We start from the raw sequence: 23,305 nt of genomic DNA, 5'->3' as shown, positions 1-23,305 counted from the left end.
GTTTTCATCTGAACTGGAATACAAATTATAACTCAATTTTAGGCGCAAGCATAGACCCAATAGAATCTTTTCAAAAAATTTCCATCAATGTGGATCAATTTGAAAATATAAGAACTTTAAATTTATCAATAAGAAAAGCTTTTATAGATTACACTCAATCGCTTATAACTTAGATTAAAGTCGAAAGTTGAATTTGTTGAACACTGCATATAACTTCGGGAATACGCTTCACTTCGGCACTATCAACCTCGTTCGGGCTACGCCACATTCTCCTCCATAAAAAAGCAGGATTACGAGAGACTAAGAGAAAAAAGAGACTCGCAAATGCGGGTCAAAGAATCTCTATGCCTGAGAAAGCTACAAGTCCTAACCACGTTTGGACTGTTGACTTCAAAGAATTGAGGTATACTCCTGACAGATAGAAAGTCAGTACTCTCACGATTAGAGCTGATTTCTCCAAATTCCTTCTCTCTATTAAAACTCTTAAGAAAGGTGACATCACTTCCGTTAAGGCTGAATTTATTAGGTTATTCTCTATATATGAACTACCTGATGTCATTCGCTCTGACAATGGTCCGCCTTTCGCTTCGATGCAATCTCTTTGGTGGCTCTCCCTTGGTATCGCGCGATTGTATCCAACCGAGTAAACCTTACCAAAATGGCGCTCATGAAAGAATGCATAGAGACATAGCTCGTGAACTACAACATGGAAGCGTTGGAAATCATACTCTACTCCAAAACCTCTTCGATAAATGGAGAATCGATTTTATTAGAAATATACCGCATGAGGCTCTTAATATGAAAACTCCAGAACAAATCTATGTTAAATCTCACAGGCTTTTTTATCCTAATGCTGAGCTTCTTATCGCGTATCCATTTGGATTCAAACAAAGACTTTTTAACAAGAGAGGTTGCATTAACTGGAACGGACATCTCATCATGGTAGGAAATACATTCAACGGTTTTAATGTCGGGATTTAAAAAGATATCGATTCCGTTTATGTTTGGTTTGGAAATAATAAGTTAGGAACTATCGATCAAAATTTTTCCTTGATTAATACTAATTCCAATTCATACAAAGTTCATATACCAAGAAAGGTTACTAAAAAGTATTACCCTTCTTCTGAAGTGTAATCGTTAACCATGTGTTGAAATCATACCTTCAACTATATACAATTCAATGGATAAATCAGAAATAAAGAAAGAATATTCTAAACTATATAATAAGGTTCAGGAGAAGGATCTTAGCGAGGGTCAATTTTTTGAATGGCTTTCTCAGAACGAAAGAAAATTTCGATCAAATGAATATTATGCAAATTCAATTAATGGCTTTATTTCCGATATTGGATTTGATATAAACTCTGAAAAAGTATTGAAATGTGCTATTTCAAGGATGAATGAAACATACATTGAATCTAATAAATCTAATTTCGATATGGGAAATACTTATTTAAGATTGGGACAACTTAAAATACAATCTCACGATTCTTTCAACATTCTTATTGATTCAGATTGTTTCCGAAAGGGCGCAAAAGCACTTCTAAAAGTTTCAGCAGACGATAAAGACTATTTTTTACGCTCTCGGACAAATTACGCAAATGTGCTGAAGACTTACGGAAGAATCTACGAAGCCTTACTTATATATGATGAAATACTTGAAGTTGATCCAAATTTTGGAATTGCTCTGGTTAATCAAGCAACTGGATGGTTATCCTATATTAAATTATATCCATCGGAGCATAAACCAACTCTACTATTAAAAAAGGCCCATGAGAATTTAAATCGATCTTTAGATGATCCGCGACTAGTTTCGATTGCGGGAGAAGGTATACTTACGTTCGTGCAAGAAAATATAAAGTATATCGAAAACTATCTTTCTGTTCGAGAATTAAAGGCAATTAAAGCTAAAAATCCACCTTTTCTAATGAGTAAATATCAACGCTTTTGCATTACTAATAACCTATACCTTAACTTTGATTTAGGATACTATTATGATAAAGATAGTCTAAGGGATTCCTTTTTTCCACATGCCATAGAATCACTTGAAGAATCCTTACAAAGTCCAGGCATGTCAAAAAAAACATATTATACATTTCAAATATTTAATCAAATTTTAGAAGATTTCTCAACTGCACGTTTAATTTACTTTGAAAGCTCGGATATTTCATTAAGAAATTATGATAATAATGTGAATTTCATTTATGCATTAGATTATTCCCGCAATTCTCATAGATACGGAAAAATTAAGGCATCATTTACTCTACTTAGCAATTGTCTCGACAAGATAGCCCATCTAATTCGGTTCTATTTTAAAAGCATAGAATCATCACAAGATTTATATTTCAACTGGCTCACATCAACAGAATTTAAAACAATATTGAAACAAGAGAAAAAAAAACAATTATTAGCACTGCACTCCTTAGCATTAGATTTTCAAAGAAACGAAATTTTTCACTCATTTAAATCCATAAGAAATCGATTAACCCATTCTTTTGTTAAAGTTACTGTGTTACGTAATCCTATGAATGAAGAGGAAATATCTAATGACGATCTTAAAATTAAATGGTTAGACCTTTGCCAACGTGTAAAAGCAGCTTTGTATTATTCAATATTGGCAATTGAACCTAACAGAGAAGAAACTACTCTTAACTTACCTTTGTATGCAACATTTCAGCACGGAATATACTAAAAAAATACGGCGCATAACAGACACTTACTGCTTCGCTTCAAGACGAGCCTTCGCTTGGGCTCCGCCAAATTGTCCTCCTGTCACTTGCTTGTATCCGCAAGCGACGTGCCCGTCCCTAACGTCCCATCCGGGACTCAGGGTCGGACAATTTCAGTAAGCCTAGTTTGTTAGTCGCAATGCTAGAAATTAAAAATTAAGGAAAAAAAATGATAAAAACTAACTACTGTGGATTTTACACAGCACGACCATTCTGGATAGACAAATTACCCCAAATTGAACCGTTTGATGAATCCAGTTATAAATCTTCAATAAACCTTGTAACAAATCAACATCTTGATTCTGAAATAAAAATAAAAGCATGGCAAGACGGGTTAATTGCATTAAGCATTACTAAACTCGAATCAATCGGAACTAAAATTGGCAGATCCTTAAATTTTCCAAAAGTAAAAATGATGGAAAGAGAAAATTTTTGGGGAGAATACTTTAAAGCATTAAATATACTGCAATTAATAATTGATTCTTCATTAGTTTCTTTAGAAAATAATTCAAGTATTCAGTTATTAGAAGTAAATTATCTAAATGTTTTAAGATTTCAATTTGATAACAAACATATAATGAATTCCTCTGCTCCAGTTCATGGATATTCATCTAAATTTTTTAATGCAAGAGACGTTTTCAAATTAGATTTAAGTAAATCTCTACTTGTGGATGAAATATTTTACGAGCGACAAATAATATCAGCTGAAACGATCAATCATGCCTTTATTATTTTTTCTCTAGTATACAAAAATAAAGAATTATTCCAACACCTAGACGACATTTATAGATCGCTTGACCTGCTCCCCAAAAACTGCACCGATATTTAAGTTAGTTTTCTCCGATATTAAGGAGAGAGCATTATGGCAAGAAAGAAGATAGAAGAAAGCGAGATTTTTCGGATATTAAAGGAAGCAGAAACAGGTATTCCAATCAAGGAACTTTCAAGAAAATACGGAATCACTGAACAAACATTTTATCGCTGGCGTAACAAGTATGGAGGAATGGAGCTTAGCGAAATCAAGAAGATGAAGGCACTCGAGCAGGAAAATTCAAATCTCAAAAGATTGGTAGCTGACATGGCTCTCGAAATCCAAGCAATTAAGAATGTTTTGGGAAAAAAGTTTTGAGCAGATCAACGAAGGAGAGAGCAGTTGATCTGCTAGTTGAAGAGGGACTTTCTCTAAACAGAAGCCTAGATGTTGTTCTTCTTCCTAAATCAAGTTATTATTATCAGCCGAAAGCTATTGACGAAGAGACAATGAACGAAATTCGAAGACTAGCTTTTCGATGGAAACGGGAAGGCTATCGACGAATTTACCAAAGGTTAAGAAGGTCGGGTAGGACAATCAATCATAAGAAAGTATATCGACTATATTGCTTAGAAGGGCTTAAAATAAGGACAAAACCGAAGCGAAAGAAAAGAAATGCATCATCACAGCAACTACCATTGCCTAAGAATTCAAACGAAGTTTGGTCAATGGACTTTGTTTTCGAACGGACGATTGATGGAAGAAAGCAAAGAATTTTAACAGGTATTGATCATTTAACAAGAGAGAATACCATACTTCAGGCAGAGTTTACTTTTTCGTCAGAAAAGTTGATCAGATATTTAAACACCCTCGAAAGACTTCCAAGAGCATTTGTTTTGGATAATGGAACAGAATTTACATCCAAGGACTTCCAGAAATGGGCAGAAGATAAGGGGATAGAAATTCACTTTATTGAAAAAGGAAAACCAACACAAAATGCATTTATAGAAAGTTTCAATGGTAAACTTAGAGATGAGTGTTTGAATCTACACTACTTTAAAAATCAAAGAGAGTTAACCGACGCTTTGCGAATTTTCCAAAAGGAATACAACGACGAGCGTCTTCACTCTTCATTGAATTACTTGACTCCTTCTGAGTTTAAACGATCTTATGGTTGAAATGTTATGAGAAAACTAACTTATCCATTGGTACTGAAAATGGGGGCAGGTCACGCTTACGAACTTCAAACAAGGAAATAACCAAATAGCCTTAACTTTATTATACTTTAGCATAGAAAGAATGTTAAATAGAAAATGGGAAGTAAATTTAAATAGTAAACCGAATATAAATAAAAAGAGAAAAGAATTTCTTACAGGTAAGGACTTTACGACATCAATTGTCTCAAATCTTTTAGAATTAAACGGTCAACTAACTTTTGACGAATTGAAAATAATTGATAAAATACGTAAACTAAGAAATGAAATTGCACACAAATCAACAGGAGTATCCATAGATTCAGATTTAATTCGATATGGTTATACTCTTTTGGCAAAATTACTTCATCAGGAATTTCAAGTCCGAATCAACATAAATTTAAGAGCATTCAGTAAAAATCTCTAAACAAGCATTGCGAGTAAAAGCGACATACCGCTAGACTTCGAGACAAGCCCTAGCTCGGATTTCGGCAAATTCCCCTTCTGGCATTCGCCTTGCGTTCGCAAGCTACATGCGGGTCCCTAATGTCCCGGTGGGACTTAGGGTTGGGGAATTTCGAAAGTTTAGTTTATTATACGAAATTTCGGCTATTCACACTACAATACATATTTCAAAATATGAAATACAGGAATTTATGGAACAAAAGTCTCAAGTATACTATCGATCCGAAAAAATCTACAAAAATTCAAGAGAAAAATTCGGATATTTAATTAGAGAGACTGTATCAAATTCAATACACGCAACACTGATAAAACAATCTAAAGATAAATCAAATAAATATAAGCCACATATCAAAGTAGAAATACAGTTCAAAGAGAGCGAAGCTGAGATTACAGTTATTGATAATGGCGAGGGATTCAATATTTTAAATAGGAAATATTTTACCCATTTAGATCTACAAAATTCCGAAAAAAAAAATCTAAACCTACAACCACTCGGTCAAGGCAGACTTGCAATAGTCTACTTTACTGATTACGCACATTTTACATCAGTTCATGAGGAGAATGGAGACTACAAAATTCAAGAATTCAATTATCCAGATACAGGTCCGACACTTTTTGACATTGAACGAGATAGTGGAAAAAAAACAAACTTAACAACAACTTCAACGAAGTTGACAATGAGATTCACTAAACAGCAAAGTTTCAAAAGATTAGAAACCTTTATCTACAAATATGATGATATTGAAAAATTACGAAACTATTTCATAGAAAACTTTTTTCCCTTTATTATCAACAATGAAAAATTAACTTTAGAAATTGATTATAACAACAGTAATGTCAAAATAAACAAAAAATATATTGAAAACAAAATTACCTCAATTCAGTTTAAAGTAAACTTTGATTCTGACATTACCCAAAATCACCAATTCAAACTCTGGTTAATAGAAAAAGAAGATAGCCCGAAATTCAAACAATCAATAAAATGCTTTGCGCGACAGCTACAGGCGGATCTTGAAGTCGGAAGACTGGAATATGAAATTGATTTAACCAAAGCTTACGATTGGTATTTAACATCAGACTATTTTGATCAAAATGTTGACCAAAAGGGAGATAAAATTGAAATCTCACAATCTCATGTTAACCAAATACAAAACAAAATGTCAGAGACCTTAGACCATCATTTTAAGAACGAAATTACAGCCAATAGAAAGAAAACCGAAAAAAACTTAAAAACAATAAAAGAAAAATATCATTCAATTGCTGTATTCATAGATGAAGAAAGAACCTTAAATTCGAATAGAGTTCTAGAAGAAAAAGAAATTATCGATTATGCAATCGAAAACAAAGGAAGAGCAGAAAAAAGATACTGGACAAGTTCTGAAGTGGATAACGAAGACTCTGAAAAACTCTTAAACTCTAGTCTCAATATATATGTTAACCATAGAAATCGTGTTTTAAATAAATTACATGACCTAATAAAAAGATATGATCAAGATGGAGAAGTTAAATCTGAATTAGAAGATGAAATTCACGACCTTTTTTTAAAACGTAAGGAAACATTGGATCATTCAGACAAAATTAACCACCTTCACAATTTATGGATTCTCGATGATAAATACACTATATTCTCCTCTTCTTTTAAAGCTCTCAGCTCTCAAAAGGGAAAAGAACTTTCAGATATATATTTATGGCTAGATGACCCTGAACAGACTAAAGAGTTATTAATATTAGAGTTAAAATCTACATCCAAAGCACATAATTCAGGCGATAAATATGAAAGTATGGTTGCCCAAGTAAAAAGATATGCAACTCAGTTTTACAAGGAACCAGTTAAGTTACTCGATTGGGATATTAATCCAAGCCAAGTCCTATATTCAGGAATTATACTAGCTCGAAAAAGTGATATTTATAAAGAACTAAGTTCAAATAATATAGCAGGTGTTCCAAATAAAATACCATTTTTAGAATCCTCATATTATTTTAATGAAAAATTTTCCATTGGCTTTAATAAAACTTCCGCACCTGACTATGTCGACATACGAATAGAAATCTATTCTTATGAAGATATATATAAACTGGCCTTAAATAGAAACACAGTATTCTTTAAATTACTCAATAGTGAATACGCTTTAGAACCTGCTGATAACAATTAAATCCGTAATTCGTATAACAGCATGGATACGATGCGCATCGGAACATTTCTCTCCGTCAGGCTTCACGCTTTGCGAGTAGACGTACCTACTCTCTAGCCTCTGCGAGGCTCAGCTATGAGAAAAGTCGTGTCCACTAGTTCGTAAATTGCTTTAGTTGATTTGTATGATTTAGGATATGGGTAAAACTTTCAGGTTTTTATTCCCTTTAGATCACCTTTACAGGAAAGCTTTGGGAATGCCTTTAAAGGAGAATAATACCGTGGCTTTTTGATATCTGTTCGTTCTGGTTAGCTTCCAAATTGGCGTTAAATTTACTCAGCATTTTGTAAAATATTTCATTTCTAAGAACTCTGGAAATAAAGGAAGAGTATGTTTTTTCCGAGGAAAAGATGGTTCATTAAAATTAAAAACTTCCAATAATCAAAACTTCGATTTTAAATCCTAAATAATTGCAAAAATTTTTAAATTGATAAATTTCCGTGAATAAAAATGAAAAAATCTCCAAATTCTTTCAATTTTCAAAAATAAGTATCAATCTTTTTAAACATTATTGATAATAATTTGAAACTCACCATGCCCTATAAATGATCGATAAGAAGTAAATGTTGTTTGAAGAATACTTGCCTTGTAAGCGTTTAAGATCTTTCCATAATTAAATTTTAATTCCTTGATCTTTTTAATCTTTGCCAACGTCTGGTTCTTTGTATCTCCTATTCTCGGTTCTTTAGTAATTTTAAAATTTGTATCTATAAATTTATTTTCTACTACCTGCACTCTCAACGTATTTATTTTCTTAACTTTAATTTCTTTTGCTCTTGATTTACGAAGAACTACTTTTTCATTTAATTCGAGAAAAGCATCCCGAATATTTTCAACTTTAAAATCTGGTTTTTCATTCGAGAAAATTTGATTTAAAATTTCAAAAACTATATCTTTCTCAGATTCTTTACAAAGTATCGCATCATGGATGTTTACGTAGAATAAATGTGGGCAATCGCGTTTAACTATCTCCGCAAATTTTCGGAGCATGTATTTGGATTCATAGACAACTAGGTGCTTTTGAAGTTCGCGACCAGAAATTTTTGTAATATATCGATGAATAAGTGGAAAATGTCTTCTCATTTCCTCGAAAGCACCTTGAACATGATGAGCAATATATTTATATCCTTTCTTGCTAACTTTTTTATACTCATCAGGATGCAAATATAAATAGGATAGAAGTCTCTTTTTAATTTCTCCTCTCGTTTTTGGGAAAGTATAATTTCTAATAGTAGTTTCGTTCAAAAAAAATTCATAAAGTTTTTTATTTAAAACTAATGCTTTAAATTGTTCCAACTCCTTCTTTTGAGCAAAACCATCAAATTCTTTCAATTTTGACAAATGTAAAATCAAGAAATAAAAATGGGCACTGGACATGTCAATTTCGACAACTTCTTCTCCATCGGCTAGAAGCAAATATCGCATACCCTTTTTCAATGATGTCACGAAATGAAAAAGTCTCGAACCTTCATTTCGTTTTGTAATTCTAGGATTTTTGAGAGAGATTGAATTGACTAATTTATTATAAAGCTCAAATTCTGCAGACTTTGGAAAGTTTAAAATCTTTCTCTTGAAATCCTGGTGATACTGATCAATTCGGAGTGAAAGTCGTAACAAATTCTTCTTGTTGAACTCAATTTCTGGAAAATAACTGAAAATGAATTTCTTTTTCGACGAGATTCTAGTCTGTTCACTAACATACATTTTTACTTTTTTCTCTGAAAATTTATTCATACCGCTTATAAAAAATCTTTTCGACTCTCTGCCGACAATATAGCGATTGTCTCTACTTATAATCTTATTATCTTCTAAAAATTTTATTTTCTCTAAATATCCATTTCCGAGCCTATGTTTGATAAATTTTGAATGTAGGTATTCTTTTTCTTCCTTTCGAAGATGCTTGTATGCGTCAGAAAGAAAAAGTGTATAGATTTCTTTATCCTCTCTAGAAATAGCTAATTTCCTAACAATTTCGCGGATATCAAAGTAAACACTAACTCTTCTTTTTTTTGGCTCTTTCATTTCTAATCTCGAACTACAAACATTTCAAAGGTAATTATCAATTCAAGAAAAAAGTGTCGTTTTTAGGCTAAATATTCCCAGTAAATTCAATTAAATACTCGAATTTGGTAGGAAACATAAATTAATGGTGCCGTTTGGCACCATGGTTGGTTTCCTATACCTGCATTCGCTACTGATTACTATTTTTCATCCATTTATAACACTTATAAGTTGAATCTGAATTGGTTAGCAAATTTTCGAATTTAATTTTCTGTAATTTCTGGATAATTCATTTATTGAACATATCATCACAAATTTGGGATAGGGTTCGAAGACTCAAAAGGCCGGGAATCTTTAAATCGCCTGTTGAATGCATTTCTGGCATTTAATTTACCCATATAACCTATCAATTTCTTCACCTTAGTTGTTTTCTTTCTTAAGTTTAGTTCTTATTCAATTCCAATCCGCTACATGATTAGCATCGGAATTGGAATTCCACCATCTATTATTTCATAAACCATTGGATACTTTGTGAGAATATCGATACACTGCCGATAGAATTGTCCTTTAAATGCAATTCTCCCACCTTTTGTCGCGGTGTGACCAAAAACCTGGTTTATGGGGAGTGGATTTTCTTCTTCCAATAATTCACCGTAATCGCACCAGATGGGACTACCTGCTTCTGCACTTCCCCCACGTTTGCTACCTATTGTGAATAAGAAAATTTCCTGATTCTCAAATCCAAACGAGTTAATTGAATCTGCAATCCTTGAATTTGGCTCAGAAATCAAATCATAGAACTTTCGATGTAATCCTGCATGTGTATACAAAACGTCATCGAATTGTACCGCAAACTTCCATTTTAGTTTTTTCAGAAGCTTCTGTGCTCTCTTAGCATATGATTCTCGGTATTCAGTGACAGAATTAAAAAATTCGACGTCTGTATATTGAAGATCGTGGTTACCAATTAAAAAATGAATATGCTGGTATTTCTCTTGAAGCAGTATCAATCCCGCTAGATTTTTTAGAATTACCTTGTCTGACAAATTTTCTCTAGAATCTAAATAATCACCGACAAAGATAACTTCATCATAGTATTCAAAATCAATTTTCTTCCAAACATCACGCCCATGTATATCGCCAATCGCCAATACTTTCATAAATCTTTAATCTCAAATTCTATCGATAATTGGTCGAATTCTCTTATAATTCTGCAGATTGCTTCGAAAATATTATAATCGATGTTACCAATTTGATAAGTAGCTGGTTTTTTCGGAGTGGCTTTTATCGCTTCCAAAGGAAGGCAAAGATAGTTCAAAAATTTCCCATCTTGATCGACTAAGAATTTGTCTGAAAAAAACAAATCTCCATTTTCATATTCTGGATTGATTTTAAAAACTGAAAAAGAAAGGTTATTGTTCGACCAATGAAGTGAAACCGATATATTCTTGCCTGAATACGAAAACTGACTACTCATGATTTCGATCCTCTAGCCAATTTTGATATAATTCCGTGCCTTTAAAGGCATCGATATTTTCAGGAAAATTCTCTTCGCAGAAAGAAAAATGTTCTTCGAGACGATCATAGAAATAATTAGCATCGTTCTCCCAAAGATAAATCAACGCATCTTCACAGTATTCAAGAATCATATGAAGTTTTCCCCGCTCTGCTAAATCTTCGATCGTGTAATTACAGTCTCCTGGATTAAGATGAGCTGACAGAGAATTGATACTGTAAAAGAAGACTCGGCATAGATCTAAATTGATCTCATTATCTGGAATAATTTGAGAAAAATAATAGAAAATACGGGAAAAGTTCGGATCAGTCCAAGACGTTGACTCTGGTTTTATTTTGTATTTTTCAAAAACCAAGGGAGCATATTTATCAAAATTTTGTAAAAATTCTGCATACTTCTCTTTTTTCAATTCAGATTGAAAATGATCTGAAAAATCAAAAAATTCTTCACAATACTCTCCCTTCAACCTAGCGATCGTCTTCTCATCCGAATAATCTATACCTATGGAAGTCCTGATAAAATGATCTAACTCTTCAATAATTTGTGAATTCATACGCCACCTGAACTTTATGAAAGCCTTATGAAGAAAGCATAACAATTAACAAAGTGATTTTTAGGAAAGTATTTTTCGAAAAATAGATTCTTTTTAGTCGGGCTTCTATTAAATTTTGGCAGCTAACAAGGTATCAGTGATAAATATTTTGAGATTGAATATACAAACTTATGCCGCATTGAAAAGCCCAAGGCACTCTAAAAAATATACTTAGAAAAAATCATAACCTCCGATCTAAAATCACATCTGATAATTTCGTGCGCTGTCAAATTTATCTAGTTCCAAAAGATTGAGAGAATTCATGGAATATTGAAAATAGTGGAATTTTAGTCAGCAGAAGACCTAAAATCAGCTTAAGAGACCGAAATAAGATAATTTTTCTCAGCGATTAATGGAAAATAATCAGAAAATGAGCAAAAGAATCAGTCGGAAGCTCAATTATTCTCAATCTTCAAACAAACTCTAATCTTAGTTGGCTATAATAATCTAAAAGCAATGGAGTTTTTTAATGAAAACAATAGAATTAAAACAAGAACATTTAGATTTAATCAGGCAGAAGGCAAGGGAATTTGACTCAATCGTCGAATCCTCTAAACTTTTAAATTACAGGAAAGTATTTCTTTGCTTTCGTACCAACCCGTCTGATTCCAAAAAGGGAATCAAGCATCCTATATTGGAAAAAGCAGTAAATCGAGTCTTTAAAAAAATGGAGAGCTTCATTTTTAGTTATTCAATCAATCACAATAACAGAAAAAAAAACCAACCTATAAATGCATGCTTTCCAAGAATTGGTTTCATGTTAATAAATGAATATGGAGACAATCAACCAATCATTGGAGTAATTTGCTATATACCAGAGCATCTTATATTTATGCTGGAAGGTTATTTTGCTCGAGAATTCAGTACCTACTCAGTAAAAACCAATTCTTTTCATGGAATTAGAACAATCATAGAAAATGAAATTTTTGAATTTCCAACAATCGATTTATTGATGGAACATTGGATGTTTGATTCCGAATATTTTCTGAATAATCCTAAACAGTCATACCGAGAATCTTTGTCGATAGTTAGTTTCTCCACTGCAAAAAATGAAACTGACAATTTAAATTTTGATTCGGACGAATTCCAATGTCATAAGCTTCTAAATGACTCAATTCATGAACGAGTCAATGGCGAAAGAGACTATAAAGACGACATTATCATGGACAGGCTTGAAGCATTATTCAGTTAGTTTAGAATGATAGCCTATTTTAATTTTGACCTATAATGTAAGAGCGGAGGGAAATTAATCTCTCCGCTTTCACTATTGAACCAATACAAAAATTCATGCCGCAGGCTAGTTTTTATTCTTCAATTTCTTCCGACCTTAAATATCATTTATTTATATTATTGATTATTAAATAAACTCTAGTAATTTATCGATTCTCTCTCAAAGAGATTTCTTAAAAATTTTTAATTAAAAGTGACTTATTAAAAATGTGAGAACAATTATCAAATCGCCAAATTACTTTAAATTTTCAAATTTATTTGGAGAAAACATTTTCAATACCTTTTTTAGAAAATGTATATAATTTGAATGCTCAGATTTAATTCTATTTTCTAATTCAGATTTCTGCAATTTGAGCTGTTTTAATTCAGTCTCATTGTCGCGGAAAGCTTGTATTTCAATATCGTAAACTTTTTGCTTTTCCATTCTAATTTCATCGTTTTTTGCCTTTATTTTCTGATTTTCAGCTTCAATTTCATCTCTAGTCCTATGATTATTTTTTCGTTTAATAACATAATAAAAAGGCAAAATTACAATTTGAGCCATCAAATATAGGCAAAAGAAAATATTTACTAGATTATCTCTTATACCAGTTTCTTTGATAGAGTCAAAAAGACCTAAAAATGAAAGGAATGTTATAGTTGAACCTAAAATTAAAAGATAAGTCGATACTCCGTATTTTCCAAGGTATGGGATTCTTTGAGGATCAGGAACATATTCCTTTTTGGGTTCATCAGGTATCACAAAGTTTTGAATATCGTTTTCTATTTTTTCTAACGTATAGAAATCAGATTTTTTGAAATCCTTCTCTGCAGATTTTGACAATTTTAATCTTTCATCTAACTTTTTATAAAGTTTATTTGCAACTCTCTTATCTTCAATGTTTTCAAGTCTCTCTATTGCATCTGGCATGTGCTCTAAAATAGGCGTGAATTCTTTGTTTAAAAAAATATACTCTTCTAACTTAGTCAGTTGCGACAAATCTTCTAAAATAACTTCAATATTAAAAATAAATGCTTTAAGTAATCTTTGTTCATGTTTGGTCATCTCATCACGTAACTGAACCTCTAATTGCTGAACTGCAATTCGATTTGAATGAGCTTGTGCGTTTTCTATCTGCTTTTGTAATTGCAGAATAAGTTCATTTTGTTCCATCGCCGCTTGAAACAATAAATTTGTATTTCGGTTAGTTTCAGAAATTTTGGCTGTTTGATAAAGGTCTAACAGTGTGTTAAAAGAATTGTTACCCATGGTTGCTCTCCTCTAAAGTGCCTAAATTCCCTATGACAGTCCGTCCTTGAGAATTCAATTTTATGCGAACAAAACCGATATTGCTATCGACATGAACTTGAAAGTAGCCAAGAAAGATCAAAATAGTGAAACTTTTTTGAAGCTCTTCTTGGCTTTGATAAGATTATTTTTTAGGTGCTTGTTGCATACTAGGACTAGTATCTGCTTTGAGCATTTCGATTGCTGGCTTTCCATTCCAAACTATCCAATCTCGAGCTTTCTCTGACCAGCTTTCTTCATAATTTAATCCAGCACTTAGGCTTTTTATACTTTCATCAGCTTCCCCAAGATAAACTTGGTTGTTCTCAAAATTATAAAAAATAGTGAACTGAGTATTTTTCACGTTAGCACATTGCTTCGAAATTCCCTTTTTTTTGTCATCTTCTGTCGAGCAATCAGAACAAGATACACCATCCGGTCTCGAAATTTCGCCAATGGTAAATTTTTCTTTCCCATTTAAGTCAAGGGCAGCGATTCCTTGATAGAACATTGATTTTTCTTCTCTTTCTTTTTCTTTTTCATTGCAAGCGGGAACACTTATGGAGTTGTATGTTTGTGGAAAAGCTTTAAAACTTGCAGTTTCATATATTTCCGTTAGCTTTCTTTTTTCTGCATTGAAAGCATCTTTCAAGCTTGCAAAACCTTTTGCTGCAGCTAAAAATTTCGCTTTTCCAACTTTCTTTCCATGCCAATAAATGTCTTCTTCGAAAATTGCTGGCCTTTCCATCGATTCTTCGATAGTTTCATTTAGATTTAAATATGAAGTTCCACTTACTTTCCCTACCATTTTCTTGATGGTAACACATTGTGCTAGACCAGTTAGAAAAATTAAAGCACCTAAGATACAGCTTTTTTTATACATACTCACTCCTTTATTTTGTGTCTAATTATTTTGAAACCGTTCTCTCATGTTTGCTACTACAGAGCTTTTGAAGGAAAATTTCTTCAATACCTGAATTGCTCTGATTTAGCAAAAGCAAATCTTTTCGACTGAATTTTCGATTTGAGCAAATTTTACCTTCCCTGCTCTCGATTTTTGATGCCAAATTACCTTTGAAAAAAAGTGAATCCGCAAATTGTATAAACCATTTCTTGAAATTCATCTTAAGTGATTCGCAAATTTGATTATACATATGCAAAGCAAAGAACCGTAGCGTAGCTTGGGTTAAAAAAATGATCTCTCTTAAAAACATAATTTTACTTTGCTCACCATATATGACGTGTTATATCTGACACGTCATATATGTCAAACCAATTTAACATTTCCCTCAGATTGAGAAGTTTAACAAAGTTCAAAGCCCGAGTGAAGGTGATTTCTCGTTAACGTCATTAATGACGCTACATACATGACGTGGTATAAATGGCAAATTCTATTTACAATGATGAATGGATTTTAAGTCATTTGCAGACCAAGTAGCGAAAAATATTAAAAAAATTAGAACAGAAAAAGGTATGTCCCAGGAAGAAGTTTCTGGTCTAGAAATGGGTGTCCGAACCTACCAGCGTATTGAAAACGGTATTAATCCACCAAATTTGGAATCCATTTTCAAAATTGCAAAATCTCTAGGTGTTCAACCACGAGACCTACTTGATATTCCATCTAACTCGCCGAAAACTAAAAAGAATTAATCTAGAATTCCGCAGTTCTAGCCAAAAGTTTAAGTTGGTAGTTTTTTGCTTATTCTAACTTTCATTGAATCAGGATTTTTCCAATTAAGGACTGAACCGGCGTTAAAATATGGTCTTGTGTAGTAATTGGATGTTGTATTGGCTGAACTGTGACCAAGAACTTTCTGTGCTGCAATGGAACCAAAATTATCGAATATTTTTTGTGCAACTGTATGTCGTAGAGAGTGAGGATGAATTTTCCTACCAGAAGCAGTCATGACGTTCCATTCATTGATTATAAGTTGTAGTCCTCTTGTTGTTAACGGATTTCTATTTTTCCGATTCTTCATTTTTAAGCTGAGAATAAAGAAATCAGATTCAACATTGATGAATTTGTGATATTCCTTCACTTCTGAAATCAATTCCTTCAAAATTACAGAAAATCCGTATGTCCCTCCTTTTTTTACGTATTTGACTAAGATTTCTCCTTCAGGACTTTTTATTAGATTAGAAAACCTTAGATTCACCAATTCTTTTGCCCTAAGCCCTGTTGAGGAAGCCAAAAGAAATATGATACGATCTCTCAATTGCCTTTCATCTTTTGGACTAGAAAATTTGTGAAAAAGGTTTCGCATAGTTTCGTCAGTCAATCCCTTCCCCAACATTCTTCCAAAAACAGGATCGGATTGAGTTTTAGACTTTCGAGCTGCATGATTGTTATCGTTACGCAAAGGAAAGTAGACAATATTAGAGTTTTCCATTTTGAGCTATCTCCTTTTGTCCATTATAATGGACATTTAAGTCTTGTCAATTCATTAAGGCTTATAACTAAGTTCGTAGGGAATTCGAAGCTCCTGGCACACTATTAAAACATGATCAAGCGAGACATTCGGATGCTCGTCTACAACGAGCTTGTGAATTTGAGATTTGGATAAATTTGTATCAGCTGCCAACTGACGAATAGTCCGTCCGTCAGTTTTCATCTTAGCTTGAATCCTCCGAATTAATTCGGCTTTTTCTTTTATCAGCTTCATCTGTCCATTTAAATGGACGTTTTCCCTAGATAACACCATTTTCTTTTTTTTTGCTTCTGAATCGACCAATATTTCGGAAGCTAAATCCCCTATTTGCCTTTTCTTTTAAAAATTTTTTAATTTTTCCAACAAATTCAGCGATTTCCAAACAAACTTTTTGTAGAGAGGGATAAGATAAATTAGAAGGAAAAATTAATTTGTTACTGGACTGCCTTAACAAATGAAATTTCTCAAAAAAAAGAAAAGGGAAAATAGCATATGGGCGAAGCAATATCTAAATTAAAACCAAATACAAAACGTTACTCACTAGAGAAACTAAGAGAAGAATTCGACTACCTAATCGAGAAAGCACCATTCCTTGACTACAAAGTCTTCCAATTAACTTTTAATCCCATCTTCCCTTACCCAATCTCAGTTCAAAAAATAATAGAAATAGTAACGCAAACCTTCCAAAATCTAGAAAACAAATACCTTAACAGCGAACTTAAAAACTCTCAAAGAAATCAAATCTACCTATGTTTTCCAAAAATAGCGATTATTCACACAACTGAGAATTTCCATACCAGCAATCACATCCACATGCTTGTAATAATGCCTGAATATCTCATAGAAGAATTAACTAAAAAATACCAAGAAATCTTACTGAAAAAGGTAGGGAGAGCAATTCCAAACTTGGACATTGCTCGCTATTACGATTCTTGCAAAAACTTCCTCAGCTATACACTAAGGAAAAGTTTCTTTGGGGAGAATAAGTCAGTATACGATGAAGTTCTATTCGAATGTTCAAGATTTTTCTACGGATCGCCAAGAACAAAATTTCAACAGAATATCTCTTATACCGATTTCTATTTTACGAACCAACACCTAGATATTAAACAAAAACTAGATATCTCTTTTCCTTCTCCATCTCTGGAAGAAGCTAGAACTCAACTTCAAAATCTACTCCATCAAACGATCCAGAATCCAACTCACAACATGAATGTCATATCATCCCAAGTAGGAACCGGAAAATCATTTGCAGTTAATCTACTACCAGAAACAATTAAAAACAAGAAAATACTTCTTCTGGTAAAACGTCTTGAAAACATAGCTGAATTTCCAAACTTCACAGCTCTACCCTCTCTTCCTATTTCTGTAAAAAGATATCTAGAAGCTAAATCAAAAGATTCAGTTTACACAACTAAATGGCTCGATCAACTGAATCTAGAAAATGATTTAGAGTTAAAAATTCACCAAGCTTACCAAGACTACATTCAAGAATGCAATTCAATAATCTCCAATAATCAGTTCATAGTCACGACACACGCTAAATTTTTCAAAAGCAATCTTTCAAAAGAAAAATTCGATACCATTATCTTTGATGAATGTATCTTAGATTCTTTTTTTGAATTTCAAACACTAAAAATCAATCTTCCAGATTGCTTAAATCATTTCAAATTCCTAAGATCAAAGAAACGAACGTCTGAAATTTTAAGCCTTCAAGAAGGTCAGACAAAAACTATAATACTCTCAAAGGATGAGAAAATCCTGGTCCTATCAATCTTAGATATCAGCATCAGTAACCCAACTTTATTCTCAAAAAAATATCCTAATCTTAAATCAAATGAACTTAGATTTTTAGAGATGCTCCTAAATCCCGTTCATATTCTAATGAAAGGTAACGAATATTGTATCCTTAAAGAATCACATCTACCAACAGACAAAACATACGTTGTTCTTTCTGCTACTCCCCTTCTCCCACTTTATGAGAAACTGTTTCAAGACGATTTGAGGGTTTTGAAAATTAAGTCTCCAAAACTTTCAAGTAAAATCACAAGAATATCTGAAAACAATATCTCTAAAACAGATCTACTTAAGCCAGAGAATAAAGAATTAGCACAGAAATTTATAGCTGATTACAGAAATAACGGTTTCAAAGTAATTTCCTACAAAGGATTAAAAGCAGACTTACATTTCTATGCAACGACATCTCAAAATAACATCAAAGGCGAAAATTTATTTATCTTAGGAACTCCAATTCCAGGTAGTGATTACTTCAAATTATTCGTAACTGCTCTTGGAATTGGCGATGGAAAGGACTGCAATTTTGATCTGATTGAGAAAACTAGAATTAAACTTTCGAACCAAAATTCATCTAAGTCTTACAACAGCACCTACTATTACAAAATATCGAAGAAGGATGAAATTAATGAACTTTACTACCTATTGGCAAAAAATGAACTCATTCAAGCAATAGGTAGATCAAGACCACATGAATTTGAAACCATCATCATTATTTTCTCCATTTTAGAAATTCCCGAATATGATTAACTCAGAATGATACATATAGTAGATCAGAAACAACTCTTTAAAGAAGAACCGAATCTAATCTACTATGTGAACTGCCTTAAATTCTATCAGGCATTACCATCGGATAAGGACTTACTGATTTACAATCATTGGGTTCAAATTCTAGAACCTGCCAACATAATCTGCATTGTCTTTCACACCTATCACCCTCTTTGGAATTGATGTCCCACATATTTCCACACGCCGATCTACACTGAGCACTGCAACCAGTATGTTTAGAACTTCCAACAAAATCAGCCAACTGATACATTAATTTGTTACAAAAATCTTTGTCTTTTCGTAAATCAGATTGGTTTTTCTGGTCTTTGAGTGCTCTTGCAAAAATCTGCATCGCAACTCTATCGTTCTTAATATCTTCTGCAGTTTTCGCCTCTAATATTGTTCCGTCATCAGAAAATCGAACATAACCTGGACCATTCATATCCAGGTATTTGTGTTCACCAATCTGCTTACCGGCTTTCCACTCCCCGTTTAGACTGAATTCCTTATTCTTGAATCTAGCTTCTCCATCTAGTTGGTCATTTTTAAATTCACCTTGCCATGTTCCACCATCGCTAGACTCCAGAATTCCATATCCATTCTTTTTACCGTCTGAGAAATCACCTTCATAGAGAAGAGATCTGTCTGCAGATACCCACATTCCATATCCCTGTGGTTTACTATTTACAACCGGCCCTTTGTATCTACTGCCATCAGCTAAAAAAAAATTAGCTTCTCCAACGGCAAATCCATTTTGGAATGTTCCTTCAATAACAGCTCCATCACATAAATTTAATGTGCCTTTACCTTGGAATTCACCATCTACAAAACTGCCTACATAACTAGATCCTTCTGGGAAAAGCATACTACCTTTCCCATTAAGACAATCACCAGTCTTGCAAACTCCAGGTTTACATGTTTTCTGAATGCACTCACCAGTTTTAGCAGTTACTGCAGTAATGTCTCTACAGGTCGCAACAAGCTTATGCTGATTTGATTCCTTCCAGAATTTCTCTCTTGTCGTTTGACATGAGTTGAAGAAAATGAGACTAATCGTTAGTAAATAAATCTTCATGCTTTTTCAAAATCGCGATATATGCAAATGAATCATCATAAAGTGTTTGGATTTTTCTAAAGATATTTAAAAAATCATTCGAACGAGCGAAATAACCTTCTCCTTTGGTTTTGTAAGTAAGAACTATATATTGACCAGTGCCTTTGCATAATTTTGCATCAACAATGTCTTCAATGATCACTAACTTCAAATTTCCCTTAAGATCATAAAATTCACTACCTCTGTATGCTCTAGTATCCTTATTTCCGCAAGAATCATATGGGAATACTTCAGAAAAGCCTGGAGTAGCTTGATAATTTCCCATAAGCATCCCCAGATACTTCTGTCTTGACTCAGGTTTTGGATCAGAGAAGTTACCCCAGGAGACAACTCTTCCTGCTAGCTTACCTTTAATAAAAAGTGAATCTTCAAAAATAGCTGGATTAGTCTCAGATTCTTTCTGAGCAGCTTCTCGGCTTTGAAAAGAAGATTTGCAGCTAACCAATATTTACAACAGTATTCAAGTTTTATTCATCAGTTCCTCCATAATTCTCTTAACACACATTATATTGCGTGTGGAATTAAATGAATATTTATTGAAAATTGGTAAAAAAATAAAAAAAATTAGAGCCGAACGCGCCTTAACTCAGGAAAGTTTTGATGATTTGGGAGAGAACTCAGTTCCGGTTAGAACCTTACAAGAAATTGAAGCAGGAAAATCGAATTTTACTATAAAAACATTATTTAATATTTCAAAGAAACTGAAAGTGAAACCAAAAGATCTGTTGGATGTTTAAAAATTGTTTCATAAATAATTTAGTGAACCAAATAATCCTTCTCAATTTGATTAATATTTTTCTTTCATTACAATCGGAAATAGATTTGAATAGTTTCCTTAAAATTACGCTGGGTGATGATTTAAGATAGTATATACGAATAATTTTTATAATTAACCGAATATTGAATACACATTTAAAAACTGTCTTCTCCAAAGTAAGTTTCGATCGATTTGGCTTAGCTCTTCTTCCTCATATAACGTTTTCCTTTTTTCGATTATATGAATTTGTTGATTAACGAATTCAATTACCTATTGTTTCTGTAGAAGGAGCTGATTTCTAGCTTGTATACATAAATGAATTTATCTCCTTCTATCTTCCCCTGTGACGAGCTTAGCTTGTGTTGCTTCGTTACCCTATCTTGCATGTGGATATATATCATAGAGTAGTGTCAAAATCAGAGTTTCGCATCCCAAAAGGCACAGTGGTTACTTGCATGATCATAGGTATTTTCTGAAAGTATATTGAAGACCAATCTCTTTAAAAGCTCTTCCAATATTTCCTTTGGAGAAGCAAATCGGTGTCAGATGATTTCACTTAGCTTTCCCTAACTTGCACCACACGCTAACATTTCACCGAGTCGCAAGGAGAATGCGTGCCACTACTATTCGTTTCCTAGTCCTTCAAACCTTCTTTGCGGCTTTTGTTGGATTGACATCGGCGACATTAATCCCAACCAACTTGGCCAAGCGAATAGCATTCTATTTGGCTATCACGACATGACCATAGCCACAGTCATATTTACTACTTCAATTTTTCGTAAGGTAATCCGAGAGATTCCAATCCGTTCAGCGAGTATTCGTTCCGACCAAGCCATTTCTTTCCGTGTCAGTTGGATTTCCTTTATTAAAAGAGAACGGGCATTTTTTGCCAAACGAGAATAGGTTCTTGTTATGTTCATGATGCATTTAATTCCAGTTAATTGACCATTTTACTGGTCAATTTTTAAACTTACCTTTAGTGGTAACAAGTCCACTTAGCTGGATTGCTGTAATTTTCGCTCTATTCGGACTTTAAATGATCTTTTGTAATCTGTATAAAGAACTCAGTTGACCAGACATCTAATTCCTGAGAGTTCGAAACAAAAGGCAGAATATCGGTCTTAGCTTGCGAAATGGAAACGGACTTGAATCTCTCAATAAGCATTTCCGTTAAAATCGATATATTGAATTTATCTTTTGATTTTAAATGAGCAGATTGCACCATCCTCGCTTTGAGATGGTCTAAATCAACCGGTGTTTTGTTTTTTAAATACCAAACGTAATCATAAAAATCTCTACCTTTGACTCGAGATTTCCAATCTCTACATAAAACTGCATGCACTTTGCCTGAAAATAAACATGGCTTGGTAAACAAGGTAACAGGAAAAGGAATAGGCGTTAGATGGTATTTTGTTTCATAAGATGCCTTTGCCGGTGGATCAATGTCAATTTCTAATTTAATTTTCAATTGTTCATTTTCTGGAATTTGAAGTCCAAGATTCTGATTGGTATTGATCTTAATTAGGTGCACCAGTGTTCCACCTTTAATAAAAGCAGATTGGATCTGACTTTCTATTTTTTTTGTTTTTACTTCGACAGACATATCAAAACCATAAGATCCCAATTCATCTTCGAGAGATCGCAAATGATCTTGGAATTTAAATTTATTGCTTTTACGAACTAAACTAAAATCCAGGTCTTCGGAGAAACGATCCAAGTTATAAAAAATTCGAAGTGCTGTTCCTCCATAAAATGCTGCATATTTAAAGAAGCCGCCTCTAAAAAGCCCAAGGAGGGCAACTTCTTGTATGATTTCTTTTAGAGCATTTTTGTAATCATCAGTGGTCTTACACTGATACTTTTGAAGCATACTTTCAATAGCACTATGCATAGAATTTTCTTAGCATTTTAGGTAACAATAGACATTGACGTTGGTTGTAAATTGGACAAAGTTTAGTGACTTCAATTTTGTTTAATCGAGATAACATTCCATCTTCAATTCTTTTATCTTCGACAAGAAATTCCCTAAGTTCATTTACCCCTTTCAACTTTGAATTTTTGTAAATTACATCAAGAATTGCCTTCTCTGGTGTTGCGATTAAGTAACCCTGACCATCTTCTGCTTTCCGTACGATTCCAAATGGATAGGCAGACTTTGGAAGATAGAAATAATAAAAGTCACCTATTGGAGTATGGTATTTCTTATTCTTCTTCTTGTTATATATTGCTGAAGTGATGCCTTTTACCCTTTCAGGGATCATACCATAATGGGCCAGAGCAGATTCAAATGATATATAGGATGGACCATATAAAACCGATGCAATACTAAACAAAGAATACGATGTATCATTTTTATCTAAAAATACTCCTCGTTTAAGATGGATGATCTCGTTTGATTTGATCATTTTACTCAATTTTGCTTTTGGAGCGGAATAAAAAGAAAGTTCTTCCATGACAAGTTGGTGAGTTTTATACATTCACAAGTATCTCCAGTAAGTATATTTTAGTAT

The 23,305-nt window shown here is 33.1% G+C and carries 23 protein-coding genes; 11 read left to right on the top strand and 12 right to left on the bottom strand.

The features are described 5' to 3' along the window. Positions 1–540 precede the first annotated feature (540 nt). From DI076_RS20400 to DI076_RS18990, 7 genes are all read left to right on the top strand, one after another. The gene (locus tag DI076_RS20400) at positions 541–981 is read left to right on the top strand and encodes an integrase core domain-containing protein (RefSeq protein WP_369689777.1); all 441 of its coding nucleotides are present in this window, start codon (positions 541–543) and stop codon (positions 979–981) included. A gap of 199 nt (positions 982–1,180) precedes the next feature. After that, entirely contained in the window at positions 1,181–2,689 is a 1,509-nt protein-coding gene (locus DI076_RS19015) for an LA2681 family HEPN domain-containing protein (RefSeq protein ID WP_108961426.1), read from the top strand. A gap of 206 nt (positions 2,690–2,895) precedes the next feature. Then, on the top strand, positions 2,896–3,555 hold the full coding sequence (locus DI076_RS19010; protein ID WP_108961425.1) for a hypothetical protein: 660 nt from the start codon (positions 2,896–2,898) through the stop codon (positions 3,553–3,555). Between the two features lie 33 nt (positions 3,556–3,588). Continuing rightward, entirely contained in the window at positions 3,589–3,855 is a 267-nt protein-coding gene (locus DI076_RS19005) for a transposase (RefSeq protein WP_015675631.1), read from the top strand. After that, positions 3,852–4,655 carry an IS3 family transposase gene (locus tag DI076_RS19000; protein WP_108961424.1) on the top strand — a complete coding sequence of 268 codons (804 nt, stop codon included), beginning with the start codon at positions 3,852–3,854 and terminating at the stop codon, positions 4,653–4,655. Before DI076_RS19005 ends, DI076_RS19000 begins: the two co-directional genes overlap by 4 nt. 121 nt (positions 4,656–4,776) lie before the next feature. Continuing rightward, positions 4,777–5,097 (top strand): hypothetical protein, encoded by a 321-nt coding sequence (locus DI076_RS18995; protein ID WP_108961423.1) that lies wholly within the window; start codon positions 4,777–4,779, stop codon positions 5,095–5,097. Between the two features lie 229 nt (positions 5,098–5,326). Further along, positions 5,327–7,288: an ATP-binding protein gene (locus DI076_RS18990; protein WP_108961428.1), complete on the top strand. Its 1,962-nt coding sequence runs from the start codon at positions 5,327–5,329 to the stop codon at positions 7,286–7,288. A 540-nt stretch (positions 7,289–7,828) separates the two neighbouring features. Here the strand turns inward: DI076_RS18990 and DI076_RS18985 are convergent. The 3 genes from DI076_RS18985 to DI076_RS18970 all read right to left on the bottom strand — a co-directional run bounded on the left by DI076_RS18985 (position 7,829) and on the right by DI076_RS18970 (position 11,397). Then, positions 7,829–9,349 (bottom strand): hypothetical protein, encoded by a 1,521-nt coding sequence (locus tag DI076_RS18985; RefSeq protein ID WP_108961422.1) that lies wholly within the window; start codon positions 9,347–9,349, stop codon positions 7,829–7,831. A 446-nt stretch (positions 9,350–9,795) separates the two neighbouring features. Next, positions 9,796–10,488 (bottom strand): metallophosphoesterase, encoded by a 693-nt coding sequence (locus tag DI076_RS18980; RefSeq protein ID WP_108961421.1) that lies wholly within the window; start codon positions 10,486–10,488, stop codon positions 9,796–9,798. 309 nt (positions 10,489–10,797) lie between these two features. Next, the gene (locus tag DI076_RS18970) at positions 10,798–11,397 is read right to left on the bottom strand and encodes a hypothetical protein (protein WP_135358411.1); all 600 of its coding nucleotides are present in this window, start codon (positions 11,395–11,397) and stop codon (positions 10,798–10,800) included. A 508-nt stretch (positions 11,398–11,905) separates the two neighbouring features. Between DI076_RS18970 and DI076_RS18965 the strand changes: the two genes are divergently transcribed. Further along, positions 11,906–12,628 carry a hypothetical protein gene (locus DI076_RS18965; protein ID WP_108961418.1) on the top strand — a complete coding sequence of 241 codons (723 nt, stop codon included), beginning with the start codon at positions 11,906–11,908 and terminating at the stop codon, positions 12,626–12,628. A gap of 273 nt (positions 12,629–12,901) precedes the next feature. Here the strand turns inward: DI076_RS18965 and DI076_RS18960 are convergent, their stop codons facing one another. Both DI076_RS18960 and DI076_RS18955 read right to left on the bottom strand, forming a co-directional pair. After that, a complete protein-coding gene (locus DI076_RS18960; protein WP_108961417.1) occupies positions 12,902–13,915 on the bottom strand; it encodes a tetraspanin family protein in 1,014 nt (337 codons plus the stop codon). A 163-nt stretch (positions 13,916–14,078) separates the two neighbouring features. Further along, positions 14,079–14,816 (bottom strand): hypothetical protein, encoded by a 738-nt coding sequence (locus tag DI076_RS18955; RefSeq protein ID WP_108961416.1) that lies wholly within the window; start codon positions 14,814–14,816, stop codon positions 14,079–14,081. 524 nt (positions 14,817–15,340) lie between these two features. Between DI076_RS18955 and DI076_RS18945 the strand changes: the two genes are divergently transcribed. Beyond that, complete coding sequence (locus DI076_RS18945; RefSeq protein WP_108961414.1) at positions 15,341–15,583, top strand: helix-turn-helix domain-containing protein; 243 nt, start codon at positions 15,341–15,343, stop codon at positions 15,581–15,583. A gap of 29 nt (positions 15,584–15,612) precedes the next feature. Here DI076_RS18945 and DI076_RS18940 read toward each other — a convergent pair whose 3' ends face one another. Together DI076_RS18940 and DI076_RS18935 are read right to left on the bottom strand one after the other, a co-directional pair. Beyond that, the gene (locus DI076_RS18940) at positions 15,613–16,227 is read right to left on the bottom strand and encodes a tyrosine-type recombinase/integrase (protein WP_282432611.1); all 615 of its coding nucleotides are present in this window, start codon (positions 16,225–16,227) and stop codon (positions 15,613–15,615) included. 150 nt (positions 16,228–16,377) lie between these two features. Continuing rightward, positions 16,378–16,665, bottom strand: coding sequence for a helix-turn-helix domain-containing protein (locus DI076_RS18935; protein WP_135358410.1), 288 nt, complete (start codon positions 16,663–16,665; stop codon positions 16,378–16,380). 189 nt (positions 16,666–16,854) lie between these two features. Between DI076_RS18935 and DI076_RS18925 the strand changes: the two genes are divergently transcribed. Further along, positions 16,855–18,906: a hypothetical protein gene (locus tag DI076_RS18925; protein WP_108961410.1), complete on the top strand. Its 2,052-nt coding sequence runs from the start codon at positions 16,855–16,857 to the stop codon at positions 18,904–18,906. Positions 18,907–18,982: 76 nt separating this feature from the next. On the opposite strand, the gene DI076_RS18920 is transcribed toward DI076_RS18925, so the two are convergent. Further along, the gene (locus tag DI076_RS18920) at positions 18,983–19,999 is read right to left on the bottom strand and encodes an MORN repeat-containing protein (protein WP_108961409.1); all 1,017 of its coding nucleotides are present in this window, start codon (positions 19,997–19,999) and stop codon (positions 18,983–18,985) included. After that, positions 19,974–20,483, bottom strand: a complete 510-nt coding sequence (locus DI076_RS18915; RefSeq protein ID WP_108961408.1) for a hypothetical protein — start codon at positions 20,481–20,483, stop codon at positions 19,974–19,976. Before DI076_RS18915 ends, DI076_RS18920 begins: the two co-directional genes overlap by 26 nt. Positions 20,484–20,553: 70 nt before the next feature. On the opposite strand from DI076_RS18915, the gene DI076_RS18910 reads away from it, so the two are divergent. Continuing rightward, complete coding sequence (locus DI076_RS18910; protein WP_167396562.1) at positions 20,554–20,775, top strand: helix-turn-helix transcriptional regulator; 222 nt, start codon at positions 20,554–20,556, stop codon at positions 20,773–20,775. Positions 20,776–21,526: 751 nt separating this feature from the next. Here DI076_RS18910 and DI076_RS18905 read toward each other — a convergent pair. The 3 genes from DI076_RS18905 to DI076_RS18895 all read right to left on the bottom strand — a co-directional run bounded on the left by DI076_RS18905 (position 21,527) and on the right by DI076_RS18895 (position 23,272). Further along, complete coding sequence (locus DI076_RS18905; RefSeq protein ID WP_245918591.1) at positions 21,527–21,715, bottom strand: hypothetical protein; 189 nt, start codon at positions 21,713–21,715, stop codon at positions 21,527–21,529. A gap of 101 nt (positions 21,716–21,816) precedes the next feature. Next, positions 21,817–22,686 (bottom strand): nucleotidyl transferase AbiEii/AbiGii toxin family protein, encoded by an 870-nt coding sequence (locus DI076_RS18900; protein ID WP_108961407.1) that lies wholly within the window; start codon positions 22,684–22,686, stop codon positions 21,817–21,819. Next, on the bottom strand, positions 22,679–23,272 hold the full coding sequence (locus DI076_RS18895; protein ID WP_108961406.1) for a type IV toxin-antitoxin system AbiEi family antitoxin domain-containing protein: 594 nt from the start codon (positions 23,270–23,272) through the stop codon (positions 22,679–22,681). The genes DI076_RS18900 and DI076_RS18895 overlap by 8 nt, the downstream gene beginning before the upstream one ends. Between the last annotated feature and the right edge of the window lie 33 nt (positions 23,273–23,305).

The organism is Leptospira ellinghausenii, assembly GCF_003114815.1.
GTDB lineage: Bacteria > Spirochaetota > Leptospiria > Leptospirales > Leptospiraceae > Leptospira_A > Leptospira_A ellinghausenii.
Note: the sequence above shows the minus strand (reverse complement) of the source record. Positions and strands in the feature narration are given on the sequence as shown.